This window comes from Chitinophaga ginsengisegetis (genome assembly GCF_900168065.1).
GTDB classification, from domain to species: domain Bacteria; phylum Bacteroidota; class Bacteroidia; order Chitinophagales; family Chitinophagaceae; genus Chitinophaga; species Chitinophaga ginsengisegetis.
Genome location: NZ_FUZZ01000001.1, coordinates 2,532,723 through 2,552,838 on the forward strand (window position 1 = coordinate 2,532,723; position 20,116 = coordinate 2,552,838).

Here is a 20,116-nt window from a genome sequence, read left to right on the forward strand (position 1 = left end):
ACAATTGACGATGCAGACAACTATTACCAGGGCGTTGGGAACAATGCTGATGGCCTGCGCAACAACCATTTGTGGCGCACAATCTTCACAGCTGGACACCCTTAAAATAAACCAGGTACAGGTACTGGGTACGCACAACAGTTATGCCCGGCCCGTGGATTCTGCCGTGCTGGCTTATATTGATCCTATTTTTGAAAAATTGGGGCAAACCTATATGAAAAGTATGCCGAAAGAACAATTCGCAGCTTTCCAGGAGTTTCACCCCAATACTGTAAAAATGAGCGAAGGACTGCATTACAACCATCCTCCGTTTGACGTGCAGCTGGATGCCGGTGTACGGAGCCTGGAAATTGATGTATATAACGACCCTACGGGCAACCGCTTTAACGACCCTGCCGTTTATCGTGAGCTGCGGAAGAAAGGTATTACGCACCTGGCGCCATTCGATACAACAGACCTGGATAAACCGGGCTTCAAAGTATTACACATGGCCGATATTGATTTCCGCACACACTATACCACCTTCAAAGGTGCCCTGGCTGCTATGCGCTCCTGGTCTGATGCCCATCCCGGACATTTTCCAATTTATGTGATGATAGAAGCCAAAGACAAGGGGATTCCTTTATTCCCCAACTCCGCACAGGTGTTGCCTTTTGATGAGAAAGCCTTTGACGCACTGGATCGGGAAATCGTTTCCCAACTCGGTAGAGATAAGCTGATCACGCCGGATGACATACATGGAAAATATCCAACGTTACGCGAAGCTACACTGGCCCAAAACTGGCCTACTGTAAAAGCTGCCAGAGGGAAATTTATCTTCCTGTTGTTACCTTCCACGGCCGGTATGAACCTGGTATCCGACTACACTAAAAACAGGCCTAACCTCGAAGGCAGGGTGATGTTCATGCAGTCGCTTCCACAGGATACCTATGCAGCCTTTTTACTGCTGGACAACGCCATTGTACGCCAGGAAGAAATACAGCAGGCAGTGCAAAAGGGATACATGGTCAGGACCCGCTCTGATATCGAAACATATGAGGCGAAGACAAATGATCATACCAGGGCCAACGCAGCTTTTGAAAGCGGCGCCCAGATCATCTCTACGGATTTTTTTCGTCCAGGGAATGGATATGGAACTCCTTATTTTGTGAACCTGCCTGGTGGCGGTGAAGCCAGGCCGAACCCGGTGAATACACGAAAATAACCTCTTATATTTCTCAATAGCAGAATAGTCTCTTCAGGATCATTCCGCTTATGTTAGGGCATTCTTTAAAATTAAGGGACGTCTCACCCCGCGAAATAAATTGCTCAATTTAGCAAATAATCAAAAGCCTTCAGACTATTCAATCTGAAGGCTTTTTCGTATAGTTTGAGATTGAACCTGACGTCATCCCCGGAAAGGTTTGAAACCCGTCTATCTTAAAGCTATTCAGCTCTCAGACTTCGCACCGGGTTGACCATAGCGGCTCTTACTGCGTGGAAACTCACAGTAAGCACTGTGATACCGACAGTGATGATGGCCGCCAGGATAAAAACCAGTGGGCCTATGCTGATGCGATATACATATTTATCCAGCCAGTTATTAAGAAAATAGAAGGCCGGCGGAGAGGCGATCAAACAACTGATCATCACAAGTACAATAAATTCACGGGATAATAATGCCCATAACTGCATGATAGATGCTCCCAATACTTTCCGTATGCCAATCTCTTTAGTTCGCTGTTCTGCCATATAGGAAGCCAGTCCAAACAAACCAAGACAGGAAATAAAAATTGCCAGCAGAGAGAACAGACCGGTTAATTTACCGATCAGCATTTCCAGTTCAAATTTCTTTGCATAAGCTTCATCAACAAAATTGTAGACATAGGGGTAAGCTGTATTATACTGTCCAAAGATCCGGGCAATCCTGTCAATCGCTTTTGATGTACTCACCTTTGGAGACAACCGGTAGGTAATAAATCTTGCTCCGCCAGGACTATACATAAAGACGGTGGGAGTAGGCGACGAAAAAGGAGATTCCATAATAGCATCCTTAGCAACACCTATGATCTTTAGGTTATGACGGCCATTATAAGCAATAACCTGTCCTATCGGGTCTTTCAGATTCATCCGTTTAATAGCAGCTTCGTTCACAATTACATTCAGCGAATCGGCACTGGTATTACCGGTAAAGTCCCTGCCCGCCGCCAGATCTATATCCATCGTTCTGAAATAATTATTATCCGCAACAAACACAACTGCTGCGCCCACTTCCTCCACAGGCGTTTTTCCAGGCCAGTTTTCGATACTGCTGAAGTTCCTGAGTGCAATGACTGTTTCTGAAGACATAGTTACAGCTGTTACCACACCACTCTGCAGCAGATCATTTTTTAAAGCCGGATAATTTTTTTTCAGATCACTGCTGGCATCTGTCATCATCAACCGCTGCTGATCATAACCTACGGGACGTTCCTGTGCATATTTTATCTGCTGATAAATAATGATGGTGCTGATGATGAGTGTTATAGAACAGGAAAATTGTATTAATACCAGCATTTTTCTTGAACGGACCGCGCCACGATCTGCTTTTAATATCCTGACAGGTCTGAAAGAAGAAAGATAAAAAGCTGGGCGGCTGCCCGCCAGTAGCCCTGTGAGCAGCAAATAACTGATCATAACGATCCAGAATATTCCATTCGTATAGGGAATGCGGATAGTTGCCTGTGTTAGTGTATTAAATGAAGGTAATGCAGTTTGTACCAATAGCAACGCCAGGATAAATGCGGAAAAAGTGATAACAAAAGATTCTGTCAGAAACTGTAAAATCAGTTCATATCGCTGGGAGCCCATGACTTTTCTCACGCCTACTTCCTTTGCTCTTTTTTCAGATCGCGCTGTAGAAAGATTCATAAAATTGATACAGGCAATCAGCAACACAAGTATCCCGGTAATACTAAATACTCTCACATAGCTGATCATCCCACCGGTAGCCACCCCATTTTTAAATTCAGTATAAAGGTGCCAGTCTTTCATCCCCTGCATGATTACTTCAGTACGCGAATGCTTATATTCTTCGGGGTTATACCTGGCTATGATCTTCTTTAGTTCCGGTTCAACCTGCGCGTAGGAAACTCCGGGCTGTAATGACACATACACATTGGCTGTAATCTGGCCCCACATGCTAAGGTAATCTTTGGTATTGCTGTTCTGAATAAGGTATTCGTAAGGAATAACGTAGTTAAATTTCAAAGTAGAATTGTCCGGAATATCTTTTAACACACCTGTCACTTTCAGATCGTTCTGATTATCGATACGAACAATCTTATTCAGCGGATCTTCATTTCCAAATAACGATTTTGCAGTCGACTCCGTCAATACAATCGAATAAGGATCATTTAACACCTGCTCTTTACGGCCTTTTAACAAAGGATATTGAAATATTTTCAGAAAATCATTTTCAGCTATTATTCCCGGCAGATATATCTTCCTCTCCCCCGCAACCAGCCCATGCGGTTTTATCCAGTCCGTCATGACCACATGCCTGATACCTGGAACGTCTCTTCTCAATGCTTCAGCCAATGGCATAGGTGAAACGAGGTAAGCATATACCTCTCCATTACTCGCGGTACCTTTTAAGCCGGCTTTGTAGATCTGCTGACTATCAGGAAGGAACCTGTCATAAGAATACTGATACCAGATCCACAAACCAATGATCAATGCTACTGCCATCCCCGTGGCCAGGCCCAATATATTCAGCAGACTGTATAATTTATTGTGGATAAGGTTACGCCAGGCGAGTTTAAAATAATTTTTAAACATGGAGATAGGTTTGAATACTCCCATCGCTAATAAAATACCAGTTTTTAATATTATAAAAACCAATGAATTAAAGTTGCCGGTATTTTTCAACCTGTCCGGTTTTGTACAGTTGATGTCCGGTTTAGTGGATTGTGAATCATAAAGAAGCTCCTGCAATTGTAATAGCAGTAACAATTTGCAGGTGAAGCCTTATTTATAGTTACTGGTAAAAAAATCAATAAAAAATGGCATGGGTTATATTGTTGCATTCAAATTAGTGGACCAACATATATTGGCGGATTTTCAGAAATTTTCCTAGATTGTGTTTCATTTAACGGGTGTCAGCCAATCAAACATATAACGAAAAAGAACTATTGTCGAGGATAGCAGAAGGCGATGAGCAGGCATATGCTATCATATTCGACCAATATTACCCGTTACTTTACACATACGTCAATCGCATCATCCAATCCGCTCCGGAAACCGAAAGTATTTTACAGGATATTTTTATGAAGATCTGGCAGGGGCGGGAAACCTTGCAATATGTAGAGCGATTCAGTCCTTACCTCTGGGTGATGACCCGTCACCATGCCCTCAATGTCATGCGCAACCTGGCGCGCCGCAATGCGTTGTTAGACGATTTTGCCAGGCAAGTCCCCACCGCCGAAACGGAAGAAAACAGGGAATGGCATCTTTCCCTCATAGACGAGGCGATTACACAGTTGCCGGAACATTGTCGCCAGGTATGGACCATGAACCGGATCGGGAAAATGAAGCAGGCAGAAATAGCAGTAGCACTGGGAATTGCATTGCCGACAGTTAAAAAATATATGCAGCAGGCCATCGGCCTGATTACACAGTACGTAAAAGATCGTTCTTCACTGGGTCTTGCCCTGACTCTTCTACTTTCTATCTTTTTTGAAAAAAAATAAGATTCCCCATATACTTTTTGAAAAGCCAGGTGTCATTTATATATACCCGTTAATTTATTCCACATGAATGAGCAGTTGACTGAATTGTTTAATCGTTATTTCGACGGTACGGCCACTGATGCCGACCGCCAGAAGTTAATGGCGTTAGTGATGGAATCGGACGATGTGCTGCTGGAATCGGTTATGCGCCAACGATGGGAAGCACTGCAGGGAACCACGGTTCAGACGCCCAGTGGAGCCCACGTGTTGGCCGCTATTCTTAATAAACCGGTACAGATGAAGCCCGTAAGGCAACGTTGGTATTGGGCCGCGGCAGCAGCGGTATTGCTTCTTCTGGGTATTGGCGGCTATTTCCAGTTAAAGCATCAGCAGGAAATTACAGGCGTCGCAAAAATAGAAAAGGTAACGCCGGGCTACGAGCGTGCTACCCTTACCCTGAACGATGGCTCCGTGGTGCAACTGGATAGTGCGGGTAACCGCACCATACAACAAGGCGGCTCGTCAATACGGCAACAGGGTGGACAGCTTGTATATGCGGCTTCGTCGGGTAAGAATGCAGTAACATATAATACGTTGCGTACTCCCCGTGGCGGGCAATTTAAAGTCATTCTCCCGGACGGTACCACGGTTTGGTTAAACGCAGCCAGCTCTATCCGGTACCCAACTGCTTTCCTGGGGCAGGAGCGCCGGGTAGAAATGAGCGGGGAAGTCTATTTCGAGGTGGCGAAGAGTGAGGAAAAACCATTTAAAGTAAGTGTAAATGGTAGGGCGGAGGTAAAAGTACTGGGTACTCATTTTAATGTAAACGCTTATCCGGAGGAAAACATCATTAAAACCACTTTGCTGGAAGGCGCCGTATCAATGTCCACCCCGGCCAGTTCTCCTGTATTACTCAAACCAGGTCAACAGGCAGCGGCCGGAAAAGCAGAGATTAAGGTAGTGAACGATGCTAACATTGACCAGGTAATGGCCTGGAGGTATGGGCTATTTAACTTTGACCGGTCTAACCTGCAATCCGTCATGAATGAGCTGAGCCGCTGGTACGATGTAGATGTGCGTTATGAGGGACAAATTCCATCACGGATATTCAGAGGGAAAATCAAACGCGACCTCAGCTTAATACAAGTACTGGAAGTACTCCAGGATGTGAATATTAAATTTAAAATGGAGGGAAAAACAATAGTAGTATATAATTAACAATCAAAAACCAATCGTTTCAAAAAACAAAAAGCCGGTATGCGTCAACATACCCGGCTATAATTTGGCAAAAGTCAAGTCTGGACAGATCCTGTTATTTACCAAACCAACCAAAATTATGCAAAAAAATGCGAAAAGCATGCGGACCCGCAGCTCCGGGCCTCGTTGTCTCTACCAAACATTGCGAGTTATGAGGATTACATTTATTTTAATGCTTGTTGCCACACTGCATGTTAGTGCAAAGATAGCAGCACAGGGTAACGTGTCTATGTCTGTTAAAGACAAAGACCTATCGACGGTATTGGCACTTGCTGAAAAACAAACCGGGTATGTTTTCTTCTTTGATGAGAAACTGCTGTCTATCGCCAAACCAGTGACAATTACGGTCAAAGACTTACCATTATTAAAGTTTCTCGACCTGCTCTTTCAGGAGCAACCATTAAAGTACAGTTTAAGGAACACCACCATCACACTTTCAATTAAGGCGCCAGTGACTCCCCGCACTGATCCGTCGTTGCAGGAGAATAATGCGGCCAATACCCCGGTGATCATAAAAGGGATTATTGCGGGGTCCGATGGTAAAATGCTACCAGGTGTATCAGTAAAATTAAAGCCATCAACGATAGGCACAACTACCAATGAAGATGGAATATTTGTGTTGCCGAATGTACCGCCAGGTACTTATACACTGGAAATATCCAGTATCGGGTATTCCACGATCAGCAGAAAACTGATTGTAACAGATAAACCATTGGAACTTGCCTTCACGCTCCAGCAGGAAGCGATCGAACAAAAAGAAGTAGTCATTTCCACCGGTTACATGGCTAAAAAGCCCGGAGAATTGACCGGGTCTATACAGAAAATATCAGGCGACGAAATCAGAAGGGGCATTACATCGTCTGATCCCGCATCTTTACTAAAAGGAAGAGCAGCGGGTCTGTATATTTCTGAACAGAATGCCGCCGACCCCACCAGCAGCGGGGGACAAATATTTGTAAGGGGCCAGAGTAGTGTGGCGGGAGTTGGTGTAGATCAGGTCAATGAATTTGTGGTACCCGCACTCAACTACGGCCCACTCATTGTACTGGACGGAGTAATTATGCCGAATCAAAATCTGAAAGAACTGGTTACACCACAGGAAATCCAGGACATCATTGTACTGAAAGACGCAGCCGCTACTGCCATCTATGGATCAAGAGCAGCAGCCGGAGTACTGGTAGTCACCACCAAAAGAGGAAGTAATGCAAAACCACGCATTAACGCCGAAGTGAAATACGGAATTAATCAGCCTAATCGCGGGCGCATGAAATTTCTGAACGGTGCAGAACTCTATGATCTGCAAAAACGCTTTTACACCGAAGATTATAAACAGAATAATGCCAGCCTCTCTCCCATGTTCCCTACCCTGGACAATTATCTGGACTATCGCCTGCCTACACTGGAACAGGTGAATAATTCCTACGACTGGACTAAATACGCTTTCGTTACCAGCAATACTACAGAAGTAAACTTGTCTGCCAGCGGAGGAAACGACCGTACTAAATACTATATGGGTGGCTCGTACTACAACGAGCAGGCTACCGGTATCCTCAATAGTTTAATCCGGAAAACATTCAGGCTGAACCTTGAAAGCCGTTTAACAGACAGGCTTACAGCCACTGTTTCCATTAATGGCATTATGAATGATGGTCGTCAGGACCAGGGTTACACCGTTGATGGCATTCAAACCCTTATCCCGTGGGCAAATCCTTATGCTGCAGATGGGTCGGTTACCCAGGCGCTTAACTTTAAAATGGGCGGGACACAGAAGATCATCGACAATCCCCTGTTCAACAGGCAGTATAATTTTTCAAAACTCCAATCACAGCTGTTTTTCGGGTCCGCTAAATTGGACTATAAAATTACCGACTGGCTAAGTATCTCCAGTACCAACTCTGGCAATCTTAACTATACTAAAAACACCCGGTACACAGATGTGAGAACTTACAACGGAGGCAGTTCCTATTTTGCCCCTCAGGGATTTTTGGGTACCACCACCGGCAACCTGATGTCTTACCTCACCTCAAACCAATTAACCTTTAATAAAAAAACGGGCGACCATGTGTTCCGTGCCCTGGCGGGTATGGAATTCGGACAAACCACCGTTGAAGACATGCTGGTAAATGTAAATCATGTGCGTGCCGGTTACCCGGTTATCTCTCTTGCCCGGGAAATAGGTGGTTCGGCGGATTTATCGATCTTCGGTATTCCCACTACCAAAGCGGGTAATATTGAGGGTGGAAAGGATGTAAAAGCCATTTATTCTTTGTTTGGTGAAGCCGGATATACTTACGAAGGTAAATACAGTTTAAGTGCTTCTGTACGCAGGGACGCATCCAGCAGCTTTGGCCGTGATAACCGCTATGGTACTTTCTATTCCGGAGGTGGTGCATGGGTTGCCAGCGAGGAAAAATTCCTGCAAAATGTAAAATGGATCAGTTATTTAAAACTACGGGCCAACTATGGCACCAGTGGCTCGCAACTTGGCGACAACTTTCTCACAAGAACATTGTACGATCCAAGATACACATACAGCGGAGCCGGAGCAGCCACCATTTCAGTATTAGGTAATCCGGATATCAGATGGGAAGTAACCAAATCATGGAGTGCAGGTGTTGACATGGAATTCTTCAAACGTTTAACGGCTACAGTAGACGTTTACAAACGCCGCTCCCAGGACCTGTTGCAGAAGGTGTTATTGCCGGCTTTGTCTGGTTTCCCAACACAATGGCAGAATGCAGCTACAGTAGAAAACAAGGGAATAGAACTGGTGATGAATTCTCAAAATTTAAACAGAAAAAATTTCTCCTGGAGTACCTCCTTCAACATCAGCTTTAATAGGAATCAGATTGTTAGTGTGGCCAATGATTCATTAAGACAGGGATATTACCCGCAGAACAGTTATTATCTTTTTAAAGGAGATGATATCAATGCATTAAAAGCTGTTAAGTATGCCGGTGTGGATCCTCAGTCAGGAAAACCGAGATTTGAAAAGCAGATCTTCGATGCGAAGGGTAATAGAATCGGCGTGGAATATGTAAATACAATTGCTGAAGTAGACGCAGCTTCAGACAGCAGGCAGTTTCAAACAATTGGTTCTTTCCAGCCGAGGTTCTATGGTGGTCTTACCAACACCTTTACCTACAAAAACTTTTCACTGAGTGTGTTGATAACTTTTGCATTGAAATATACGATCATCGATAACTATGCGGCGTCTTCACAGGTAGCACATGTAGACCGGTTTAACCAGCTGGCCTATACTAAAAGCCAAATTCCCTGGACAACACCCGGACAAACCAATGCTACCGAGCCGGAACTTTATTACCAGGCAACTACTGACTATTTCGGATCAAGCAAATATATGCGCGATGCCAGTAATGCCTCCCTGCGCAATATCCGGTTAAGTTATGATCTGCCACAGTCGCTGACCAACCGCTTGAAATTATCCAACTTTACCGCGTATGTAAGTGCCGATAACCTGTACACCATCTACAATAAATATATCGTGGCCTCCGGTCCCGAAGGCCCTTCTGTAGGACAGGCACAGGACTTTGGCAATGCGGGCGGCCCGTTAAGTATCCCACGGCGATATGTATTTGGACTACAGGTTACATTTTAGTTGAAAGTTAAAAAGTATTAAAATGAAAAATTACGCCATTATATTTTTTATATCTCTCCTTGCGACGGCATGCGATAAAAAGATCGATGAGATCAGCCCATTGATTAAAATTGATAAAGACGGAGAGCTGTCGTCTGTTGCCGGGATTGTAGAAGCTACAGTAGGCAATTATTCCTTGCTACGCGATAATTCCACGCCGTCTTACGACGAACCATTGGTAAACTTGTCCGAAAGCCGTGGCAACAATGTAACCTTGCGCATCTTCGGCCCTGCAGAAAAAACGACGGACGGCTTCTTCTATCAAAACAGTAACAGCCCTACGCTCGGTTTCAGCAATGACTTCTATCGCGGCTCCTACCAGTTAATTGTAAGCATTAATACCACATTGGAGGGAATCGCTGATTTCGAGAAAGCAAATCTCGCCTCCTCATCCGAAGCAGACCGGAATAATGTATTATATGCAAAAGGCGAAAATCATTTCCTGAGGGCACTTGCTTATTTTAACCTGATCAGATTATACGGCAAGCCTTACTATCAGAATGCTGCTAACAGTTCCGGTGTTGCGTTAAAAAAGACAAGTGATACAAAGGAAATTCCAGCACCATCTACTGTGAAGGAAGTGTACGATTATATCACAGAAGAATTAAAAATAGCGGCGCAATTGATGAAAACCCCCGTGGTAAAAACAAACAGCTTTGCCAGCAAAGAGGCTGCATGGGCATTGTTATCAAGGGTGTACCTGTATATGGGCGGCAGCATGATCAATCCGGATGCTACTTATAACCAGGCAGCCGTAACCTATGCAGACAGTGCATTGACTCAAAACAACGGGAAATTAGCATTGCTGCAGGGAAACGACTATAAAAACCTGTTTGCCGATGACCAGGATGGATCTATTGGCCGCGCTAAATTCGCCTCCAATAAAGAAATCATCTTTGCTTTTGACAACATGACAGGCAATACCCGGATCGGCATTCTCTACAACTATGATCCGCTTTATGGCATGGGTGGAATATTTATGCCTTCTTCGGATCTTAAGCAGTTACTTGTTGCACAGGATATACGCAGTAGTTTTTTCAGGGTTAATGCCGCAACGGGACTGACGGAAACCACCAAATTACTGGTATTGCTAAACCAGCTCATCACCCGCGCTCCGAACATCTTTTTGCGCACCGGCGAATTGTACCTGAACAGGGCGGAAGCGTATGCTAAAATGAAGAATTACACAATGGCCAGGGCCGATCTCAGCACCATCCACACCCGTGCAGGACTGCCCGAATCGGACATCACCAGCATCGCCGATCAGGACCTGCTTGCTGCTATTCTCAAAGAAAGACGTATGGAGCTTGCATTTGAAGGACATGCCGGATATGACTATTTCCGCAATGGATTACCCATGATCAGAAAGGCTGCCGATAACAACGGGAAAGCGTTGATCATTCAACCGGACGATCCTAAAGTGGTACTGACTATACCGAACTTCTAAGAGCCCTTACTGTCATAATTAACTTTTTCATAGAAGCCTAATGGCTTCTAAAGGACAATACTTTGCATTTAAAATTTCAAAAACTAACAAAAAAATGAGTTACAATCTGAAGATTTCGAGGACTGCGTGTCTGACTTTTCTTTCTATCCTTTGTTTCACAATTGTTTCATTGGGACAGGAAAAAGCTAAATTATTTGTGGGCGACAAAGCACCGGAGCTTCGTTACGGGAAATGGTTAAAAGGCACACCTGTTAAGGAGTACAAAAAGGGCCATCTTTATCTTTTCGAATTCTGGGCAACCTGGTGCGGCCCCTGCATTGCATCTATGCCACATCTTTCTGAATTTGCACGGGAACACAAAAAAGAAGCTACCGTAATCGCTGTGAATATCTGGGAAAAAACCGGTGACAAACCTTATGAATCTTCGCTTCCCAAAGTCAGCAAATTTGTGAAGGGTATCGGCAACAAAATGGACTTCAATGTTATCACTGACAGCAAAGACCAGTTTATGGGAAATGAATGGATGAAGGCTGCCGGACAAGGTGGTATTCCCTGCACATTTATGGTGAAGGATGGCATTATTATGTGGATAGGTCATCCGGTCGAACTGGATTCCGTAGTAAATGTGGTAATGTCGGGAAATTACGATGTAGCCGCTGCCAGGAAGAAGATACAGGAAAGAAATGAACAGTCAGATGCTGCGACGGCTCCCTTTCAAAACCTAATGAAGGACTATGAAAAAGCCATTGCTGATAAGCAATACAGCAAAGCCATTGAGCTGCTGGATTCGGGTATTGGCACCATGCCTCCCTTTGCCGGAACATTCGGGTTCTTTAAGTTCCAAACCTTACTTGAACATGTCAGTGAAGATTCGGCAATGGCCTTTGTAAGACCCTGGCAAGCTACTAAACCCGGATATGTAGGTTCTACAGCGGCAGTAATTGCAAGGCAAAAGGGATGGAAGAAGTCAACTTATGAATATGCTTTAGAGTTGCTGAATGCACAGCTGCAAGTGCCACAGATGCCGGCATCTATGGTCTACGAGGAGATGGCAGGCGCATATGCAAATATGAATGATTACAAAAGCGCTGTGCAATACCAGGAGAAAGCCATTGCAACTGCCAGACAATTCCTGAAGGAAGGTAAATTCGCTGGTTTCATTATGGAAGATACCATTAAAGAATCGGAGAAGAAACTTGCCGGTTACAAAAAGGAATTGAAGTAAAATAACAGGATACTACGACTTATGCCAACCACTTAAGCCACTGTATGCGAGCCTAAGTGGTTGGCATAAGTCGTATAATGAAATGAGCACTTCAGCGAATTTGAGTTCCCATTGGGCGAGGTATATCTGGTCCCGTCCATTGCGGGGACTATGATTATCTGCAATTTAAGCAGAAATTTTCCAGAGAAGAATCCTATATTTAACCCGGATTAAATCCGGAGGTCCTCAGCATACAATAAAGCCGGAATAATACGAGGGTGGATCTGTCAGCATTTTTTTTCGAAGGCCAGGCGTAAGTTTCTATATATGGCCTCCATTTAACCTGAACCCCGGGTAATCAATAAAAAAGAATATTAAATGCGCTGTTCGAACAAGGCGTACATCCCGGCGTTAATCGCCCTATGACAATATAAATGATACTAAGTATGGAAAGACTATTACTGTCTGCCGGTTTTATGGCGTTGATCACTGTTCTGAATGGATGCAATGGTGGCAAGCCCAAAACGCTGCATAAAGCAGCTGATTCACTGGAAATCATTAACAACACTCCCCCTGACTCACTGCCTGCCCCCGGGGCTACTCCGTCGGTCACCAATTTCAGTCACGTTATCGGCTGGAAAGATGACAGCAAACCAATTGCCCCGGAAGGATTTGTAGTCAACAAATTTGCCGACGGCCTGAAAAATCCCAGATGGATTTACGTGGCGCCCAACGGCGACATCTTTGTTTCCGAAGCACATGCCATCAAACGGTTTAGCCAGGAAGTGATCAATTCAGTCAGTGGCAAATCCAAATCAGAAAATAACAGCATTACTGCCAACAGGATCACCATGTTCCGTGATACCAACCAGGACGGAGTGCCAGATGAGCGGCATGTTTTCCTGGAAAAGCTCAACCAGCCAATGGGCATGCTGATCCTGAACGACAAATTTTATGTGGCCAACACCGATGCACTGGTACAATATCCATACACTGCCGGCATGACGGAAATGAAAGCAGAAGGAAAGAAAATTTTAGATCTTCCCGCAGGTGGTTATAATAACCATTGGGCGCGCAATGTGATCCGGAGTGAAGACGGCACCAAACTGTATGTCTCCGTAGGTTCCGGCACCAATGCCGCAGAACACGGAATGGAAAATGAAAAAAACAGGGCTAACATCCTGGAAGTAAATCCGGATGGCACCGGCGTCAGAGTATATGCGAGTGGGTTACGCAACCCGGTTGGTATGGACTGGGCACCGGGCACACATACCCTGTGGACGGTAGTAAACGAACGCGATCAGCTGGGTAACGACCTCGTACCTGATTACTTTACCAGCGTAAAAGATGGCGCATTTTACGGATGGCCTTATTCCTATTTTGGTCAGCATGAAGATCCAGGTCTTAAAGGCCAGGCGCCCGAACTGGTAAAAAGTGCGCTGGTGCCGGACTTTGCCCTGATGGCGCATTCGGCATCACTTGGACTGCACTTTTATAAAGGCACTGCATTTCCCGAAAAATACCGCAACGGCGCATTTATTGGTCAACATGGCTCATGGAACCGCGATTATCTCTCTGGTTACAAAGTGATCTATGTGCCGTTCAAAGATGGTAAACCTGCCGGTAAAGCAGAAGATTTCCTGACCGGGTTTATCGCAAATGAAGTTAAAAGTGAGGTTCATGGCCGCCCTGTTTGTGTTACTATGGCTAAAGATGGCGCATTACTGGTATCGGATGATGCCTCCAATACTATCTGGCGGGTAGCCGCAAAAAAATAATCCACTTCCTCCATACCGGCGGCGTTAAATGAGCAACACCAACTCATTTAACGCCGCCGTTTTTTATAGCATGCCGGGGGTATTATTAAAACAGGCGTATAGCCCCCTTCCCTCCCCTGTTTTGCGCAGATCGCGCAGGAATTCCCCATTCCAAAAATATTTTTTCGTTCCGGCTACGTAGTCTGTCTTTCACAAACGTATTACCTATTTATCAACCAATTACTATTCTTTCATCCTTCAATTTTAATACATGCACTAAAGCAGTACCTGGGACATAGTAATTCCATTGAGAACGCACGATTCTCTTCAAAACGGCCACAGTAGACCATTTATGAAAACCTGGTTCATTTAATTAAAAGAGCAGGCAAAGAAAATATCCGTAGTCAGCGCATAATGTCGCTTTAAACATTATCAACCAGATAATCTCTACCGTAGGCTTTAATGAAGTTCAGATAAACTTCACCTGGACGTCGGCGCACTGTTACCGGATTTTTTGCCAGGGATGAACAGCATGCTGTGCCACATCATATTCCGACCTAAGGACAAGTAACCAAATAGGATATTCTAAACAATCCTTTAATAATTCCACTATGAACATGCGAAAGATTTTCTACACTTTACTGCTAACAATTTTTTACTTAACCGGCTCGCAGGCCATACGCGCGCAAACGTATACCTGGAACCAGGTCCGGATAGGCGGGTCCGGCTCGTTGCCCTCTTTTGTGGCGCACCCGATGGTACCTGATCTTTATTTCATCACCACCGATGTAGGCACTCCATACCGATGGAATAAAACCCTGCAGAAGTGGGAGCATTTAATGCTATTTAAAAAAATACCCGTCAACTACTGGAACTGGGAAGTTAACCAGCGTTGCGGCAGCATCGGGGTAGATCCCAGCGATGCCACCGGCAATATTCTTTATGCGACCGTGGAAAACGGCGCCGGTCCTTCGCCTGGCAAAGGTTCAAGCTCACTGGGTACTATCATGAAGAGTACCGACAGGGGTGACTCCTGGACCGACCTCAATGTTCCCATCGTTGTACATCCCAACAGTACGCAGAATTACGGGGATCGTATTCAGGTAGACCCTTCCAATAGTAACAATGTATGGGTGGTTACAGACCAGAATGGCGCCTGGAAAACGGAGAATGCCGGCGCCAGCTGGTCGCAGGTAAGCGCCGTCACAGCAACAGGTGTCTGCTCTTTTATTCTTTTCGACAAAAGTTCCGGTACGGTTTCCATAAACGGCCAGAATGTTAGCAAGCGCATTTACATCGGCAAGTCCACAGGTATACTCATATCTGATGACGGTGGTGCTTCTTTCACACTGATGAGTAACAGCCCCCAGTTTTCTGCCCGGGCCACGATTCACGCAGATGGAACCCTGTACGTATCTGCCGGAACAGAGAATCAAAAAAAAGGCGTCTACAAGTATAAGAACGGCAGCTGGCAGGACGTCTCTCCTGTAACTTTAGATCCTGATCCTATTAACAGCGACAGATACTTCTCCAAAGTTGCAGTGAACCCCGCCAATTCAAATGATATTGTTGTAAGCACCCGTGGCAGCTGGCAAAAAGATCCTTATTATATTTCAAGGCAGGGTGGCGCCCCCGGCTCCTATACACAGGGAAAAATTACCCGCGATAATTCTGAAGCGCCGCACTCGGCGAATGACGGGTTATATTACAATTCGCCAGGGCATAATGCTGCTGCTTTTACCTGGGACCCTTTTTACCCGAACAGGATATGGATCAATGATATGCTGGACGTGCTCTGCACCGATAATATCTTTGACCCCATTTCCAACTGGAAGATCCGCGTGGTGGGCCTGGAAGAAATCGTGATAACAGGTCCTATGTCAGCTCCTCCCAGTGGCAAGAACCTGTTGCTCACCGCTACTGCAGATGTGGGAGGCGCCCATCACCGTTCCCTTACGGAGCCGCTGAACCAGGGCGCCGTTTCCGGCACCGCGCTGCACTACGGCATCTACTCCGCGTTTAATATGCAGGGTGTTGCTTTCCAGTATACCGACCCTGATTTTATTGTTCGGGTAGGCTGCGACGGCCCGGCGGCTTCGGAAATCGATAAATCGCGCGCGGGTTACTCCACCGATGGTGGCGATACCTATACGCTTTTTCCAAAATCGCCTGGCTTACGTGGGCGTGTAGCCGTATCCGCTAACCGCAGAAACATCCTCTGGCTTACCCAAATAGATGCGAATGCTCCCGGTAATGTTTACTGGTCAGAAGACCTGGGCACCACCTGGACAAAATCCACCGGTACTTCTTCGGGCATCTTACCCGCGGGCCCGCAGTTCAACCTGTATCCCGGGCAAAACCATCTCGTAGCGGATAAGGTGAACGGCGATTATTTCTATATATGGGACCGTGGTTCCTTTTATGTAAGCGCCAATGGCGGGAAATCATTCCAGAAAACAACCGCCACAGGTCTTACTGCAAACGCAGGCAGCAATCCCAATGGCTCTTCTTATGCCACTACCTCCAACATTGAAGCAACGCCGGGGAAAACAGGAGATGTATGGATCGCATTTTACGATGACGCCTATCCTCAATACGCCGCTCTTTATCATACCTCAGACACCGGTAAAACATTCAGTAAGGTGGGTGGTGAAAATTTCAAACCCAAGTGGATCGCTGCCGCCATGTCTGACACCACCGCCAATGCGCACCTGGCTTTGTACGCCACCGCCCAGGTCCTTCCCATCAATGGCATCACCTACGGCGCCTTCCGCTCAGATGATACCGGCCGTACCTGGACCACCATCCTGGACCGGGTACCAGGCGTAGTGCAGAATATTACAGCAGACAATAAGGGAAGAATGTTTCTTGCCATCAGCGGGAATGGCATCTTTTTCGGCTCCCCGGTAGCCGGCCCTGTTCAGTCGGTAGAAATAGTCAACCCCGCATCAGACACTATTGTAAAAGGATTCTCTGTGAAGCTGAACACAAAGCTCACGCCTACGTATCCCACCAATCCGGCTGTTACCTGGAGCTCCTCTGATACCGCCGTCGCCAAAGTGGATCTGGTCGGGAAGGTGACCGGCATTAATGCAGGTACCGTTATTATTACCGTTACATCAGTCGATGGAGGAAAAACAGATACAAGACAGATTGTCGTCGTTCCTCCCACTATATCCACCGGTATCACGATAGACAGTGTGGCGTATGGTACCATGAATACACCTAAGCAGATCACTGCTGCTATTACACCCGCTAATACCACCAATAAAACCCTGAACTGGTCCGTGGCGGATAGTACTATCGCAAAAGTGGATGCCAACGGCGTGGTTACCGGCTTAAAACTGGGCACTACCACTCTCACCATTTCCACCGCAGACGGAGGCGCCACTAAAACCGTGCAGTTGGTCGTAAATACCATTGTAACAGCCATTAATGCAGGTACAACAGCCACCACGGGAAGTCCGGCAACGCCACTCCAGAATACGGCGGTCGGCCAGTATATACCCGAAGGGCCTACCGGAACCGATAAACTATGGCATGCAGGATATACCTGGAGCGTTCGTAACGCGGCAACGATGGACCTGAGCCAGGTAACAGCACCTGCTCCCAGCCAGGTATATGAGTATATGCGCATCGGTAAAATTAGTGCGAGCCAGCTGCGTTATTTCTTCCGCAACCTGATTCCAAATGCCAACTACTCGCTGCGACTGCACTTTGTTGAGCCCAGCAATACCGACAAAGCCAACCGGGTGTTTAATGTGAAAACCAGCGGCGACAGCCTCATCAACTTCAACATTTACCAGGCTGCAGGCAATAAACTGAATACAGTGATCACGCGCACCCTGCAGGCAAAAGCTGACAACGCAGGTGTAATCACTGTGATGTTCATTCCTAAAACGGGCACCGGCGATCCTTACAGCGCATCTATAGCCGCCCTTGAGGTATCTATCATCCCACTCCAGGGAATCAGCATCAGTTCAGACAGCAGCAATCTTTATGTAAGCTATACGGATACGCTGAAACTGACCACTACACCGGCAAATGCTACCAACCGCAACCTGGTGTACAAATCTTCCAATGACGCCATCGCTACTGTAGACCTGAATGGCGTGGTAACAGGAAAAGCTGCCGGCACGGTTACCATCACCGCTACCTCTGCGGAAAGCAGTTTTACGGCTGCCAAAACCTATACGGTGATCTACATACCTGTTACATCCTTAACGCTCGATAGCACTTCGGCTAATGTATTTGCAGGATCAACCCTCCAGCTGAATGCCACCATCAACCCGGCCAAAGCCAGCAATAAAGGAGTAGTATGGACATCCTCAGATACAACCATCGCCAAAGTAAGCAGCAATGGCACTATCAGTGGTATCAAACAAGGCGATGTAATAGTAACTGCCACCTCGGTCGATAACCCGCTTATTGCTGCACAGGCCAATATTCATGTAGCCAATGTGCTGGCTACCGGTCTTACGTTGCAACCATCTACCGCCATTATCGGGGAGAAGGATACACTACGGGTAAAAGTTAACTTCCTGCCTGCTAATACCACCATTAAAAAAGTAAGCTGGAGTAGTTCCAATGTAACAGTAGCTACCGTCGACAGTACCGGCCTTATCACCGCTATTAAACAAGGCGCCGCTACCATTAACGTCAATACCCGGGACAGCTCAGGCGTTTCTGCTGCCTTGCCGGTAACAGTGGTGCCGTTTGATTCATGTGGAGGAATACCCAATTATGGTTTTGAAAGTGGCCTTATTAACTGGATAGCTTATAAAGACCGCATTGCTACAGTAGGCGCTGCATACACCGTTAGCGGGAAAGGCCATTCCGGCGACAAAGCCACCACAATGGGTTTCACTACAGCAAACACCTCTTTGAACATACAAGATTCCATACCAGTGAGAGGCGGCAGCGTTATCGTATTTAGTCAATGGGTTAAAGTAGAAAAAGACGCCAGTGGTTATCCCTGGTGGTCAGGATATGGTATTGGGTTTGTAGATAGCCTGGGCGCTCCTACGGATACCGTTTATTCAAAACAGATAGACAATGTGACCGCATACCGGGAGAACTGGGCCCAGATAAGAGATACCATCAATGTGCCTGACAGTGCAACAGGGCTTACTTACTGGGTATCCAAAGTTGGACCCGGCACAGTATGGGTGGATGACTATTGTATAGAAGTTTTAAAGACAAATAAATCGGCCGTTTATGGTATCAACGCGGGCACTACGCTTACGCCTCCCGGCCCGTATGCAAATACCACCTTTGCGCAATATGTTCCGGAAGGACCCACCGGTACCGATAAGCTATGGCATGCAGGCTATACCTGGGTACAAAGAGTGACTTCCCCCGTAAATGTGTCATATGTAACCGACCCCGCTCCACCACAGGTATACGAGTATATACGCGTGTTCAAAAGCAATGTCTCCCAGATGCGTTATTACCTGCGTGGACTCACTCCTAACACCACGTATAATATCCGGATGCATTTCGTTGAAGCACAGGAGACGGAAAAAAACAAAAGGATATTCAGTGTAAAAGCCAGCAACGGCCTTGACAGCCTTACAGACTTTAATATCTACCAGGCCGCAGGCAACAGGTTGAATACCGCTGTTATACGGACCATCAGGGCAACAGCAAACAGCACGGGTCTGATAACGGTAATGTTTTATCCTAAAACAGGGTTGTATGATCCTTATAGCGGCTCAATAGCTGCCATCGAAGTGCGGACATTGACAGCTGCAGATTCCCTGGAAAGTATAACGGAAAATCAAAACAGCATCTCCGTGATGGATAACAAATTAAACAACCATGGCAAACTGGATTTTACAACGGAAGTATATCCGAATCCTTCCGGTGGCGTGTTTAATGTAAAAATGACTTCTTCCTCGAAAGCACCGGCGCTGCTTATTATTGTTAATAACACCGGCAACATCATTTATTCTGCAAAGATAAATACCGGTGCCTATTACCAGGTTGGTCAAAACCTGCAACCAGGTATTTATTATATCAATATTAGTCAGGGCCCTCAAAGCAAGACGATGAAAGTAGTGAAACAATAACTTTGTTTTAAGAAAAAAGAGAACGTCCAAATGG

Annotated in this window: 9 protein-coding genes; 8 read left to right on the forward strand and 1 reads right to left on the reverse strand. The window is 45.9% G+C overall.

Going from position 1 to position 20,116, the window contains the following annotated elements; all coding sequences use genetic code 11:
• Window positions 1-10: 10 nt before the first annotated feature.
• The gene (locus B5Z18_RS10020) at window positions 11-1,204 is read left to right on the forward strand and encodes a Ca2+-dependent phosphoinositide-specific phospholipase C (RefSeq protein WP_079469217.1); all 1,194 of its coding nucleotides are present in this window, start codon (window positions 11-13) and stop codon (window positions 1,202-1,204) included.
• A gap of 221 nt (window positions 1,205-1,425) precedes the next feature.
• On the opposite strand, the gene B5Z18_RS10025 is transcribed toward B5Z18_RS10020, so the two are convergent.
• Window positions 1,426-3,822 (reverse strand): ABC transporter permease, encoded by a 2,397-nt coding sequence (locus B5Z18_RS10025; RefSeq protein ID WP_235015898.1) that lies wholly within the window; start codon window positions 3,820-3,822, stop codon window positions 1,426-1,428.
• 293 nt (window positions 3,823-4,115) lie between these two features.
• Here B5Z18_RS10025 and B5Z18_RS10030 point away from each other — a divergent pair, with 293 nt between their 5' ends.
• The 7 genes from B5Z18_RS10030 (at window position 4,116) to B5Z18_RS10060 (ending at window position 20,082) form a co-directional block, all read left to right on the forward strand.
• Window positions 4,116-4,709, forward strand: coding sequence for an RNA polymerase sigma factor (locus B5Z18_RS10030; protein WP_079469219.1), 594 nt, complete (start codon window positions 4,116-4,118; stop codon window positions 4,707-4,709).
• Window positions 4,710-4,772: 63 nt separating this feature from the next.
• Window positions 4,773-5,906 (forward strand): FecR family protein, encoded by a 1,134-nt coding sequence (locus B5Z18_RS10035; RefSeq protein ID WP_079469220.1) that lies wholly within the window; start codon window positions 4,773-4,775, stop codon window positions 5,904-5,906.
• Between the two features lie 190 nt (window positions 5,907-6,096).
• Complete coding sequence (locus B5Z18_RS10040; RefSeq protein ID WP_159454252.1) at window positions 6,097-9,564, forward strand: SusC/RagA family TonB-linked outer membrane protein; 3,468 nt, start codon at window positions 6,097-6,099, stop codon at window positions 9,562-9,564.
• A gap of 22 nt (window positions 9,565-9,586) precedes the next feature.
• Window positions 9,587-11,050: a RagB/SusD family nutrient uptake outer membrane protein gene (locus B5Z18_RS10045; RefSeq protein ID WP_079469222.1), complete on the forward strand. Its 1,464-nt coding sequence runs from the start codon at window positions 9,587-9,589 to the stop codon at window positions 11,048-11,050.
• Window positions 11,051-11,144: 94 nt separating this feature from the next.
• Window positions 11,145-12,275 (forward strand): TlpA family protein disulfide reductase, encoded by a 1,131-nt coding sequence (locus B5Z18_RS10050; protein ID WP_159454253.1) that lies wholly within the window; start codon window positions 11,145-11,147, stop codon window positions 12,273-12,275.
• 425 nt (window positions 12,276-12,700) lie between these two features.
• A complete protein-coding gene (locus B5Z18_RS10055; RefSeq protein WP_079469224.1) occupies window positions 12,701-14,032 on the forward strand; it encodes a PQQ-dependent sugar dehydrogenase in 1,332 nt (443 codons plus the stop codon).
• A 596-nt stretch (window positions 14,033-14,628) separates the two neighbouring features.
• Entirely contained in the window at window positions 14,629-20,082 is a 5,454-nt protein-coding gene (locus tag B5Z18_RS10060; RefSeq protein WP_159454254.1) for an Ig-like domain-containing protein, read from the forward strand.
• Window positions 20,083-20,116: the final 34 nt, after the last annotated feature.

Excerpts from the sequence above, each read along its gene's own strand:
- B5Z18_RS10020 (WP_079469217.1), top strand. The coding sequence starts at position 11 with ATGCAGACAACTATTACCAGGGCGTTGGGAACAATGCTGATGGCCTGC.
- B5Z18_RS10025 (WP_235015898.1), bottom strand. The coding sequence starts at position 3,822 with ATGGGAGTATTCAAACCTATCTCCATGTTTAAAAATTATTTTAAACTC.
- B5Z18_RS10035 (WP_079469220.1), top strand. The coding sequence starts at position 4,773 with ATGAATGAGCAGTTGACTGAATTGTTTAATCGTTATTTCGACGGTACG.
- B5Z18_RS10040 (WP_159454252.1), top strand. The coding sequence starts at position 6,097 with ATGAGGATTACATTTATTTTAATGCTTGTTGCCACACTGCATGTTAGT.
- B5Z18_RS10045 (WP_079469222.1), top strand. The coding sequence starts at position 9,587 with ATGAAAAATTACGCCATTATATTTTTTATATCTCTCCTTGCGACGGCA.
- B5Z18_RS10050 (WP_159454253.1), top strand. The coding sequence starts at position 11,145 with ATGAGTTACAATCTGAAGATTTCGAGGACTGCGTGTCTGACTTTTCTT.
- B5Z18_RS10055 (WP_079469224.1), top strand. The coding sequence starts at position 12,701 with ATGGAAAGACTATTACTGTCTGCCGGTTTTATGGCGTTGATCACTGTT.
- B5Z18_RS10060 (WP_159454254.1), top strand. The coding sequence starts at position 14,629 with ATGCGAAAGATTTTCTACACTTTACTGCTAACAATTTTTTACTTAACC.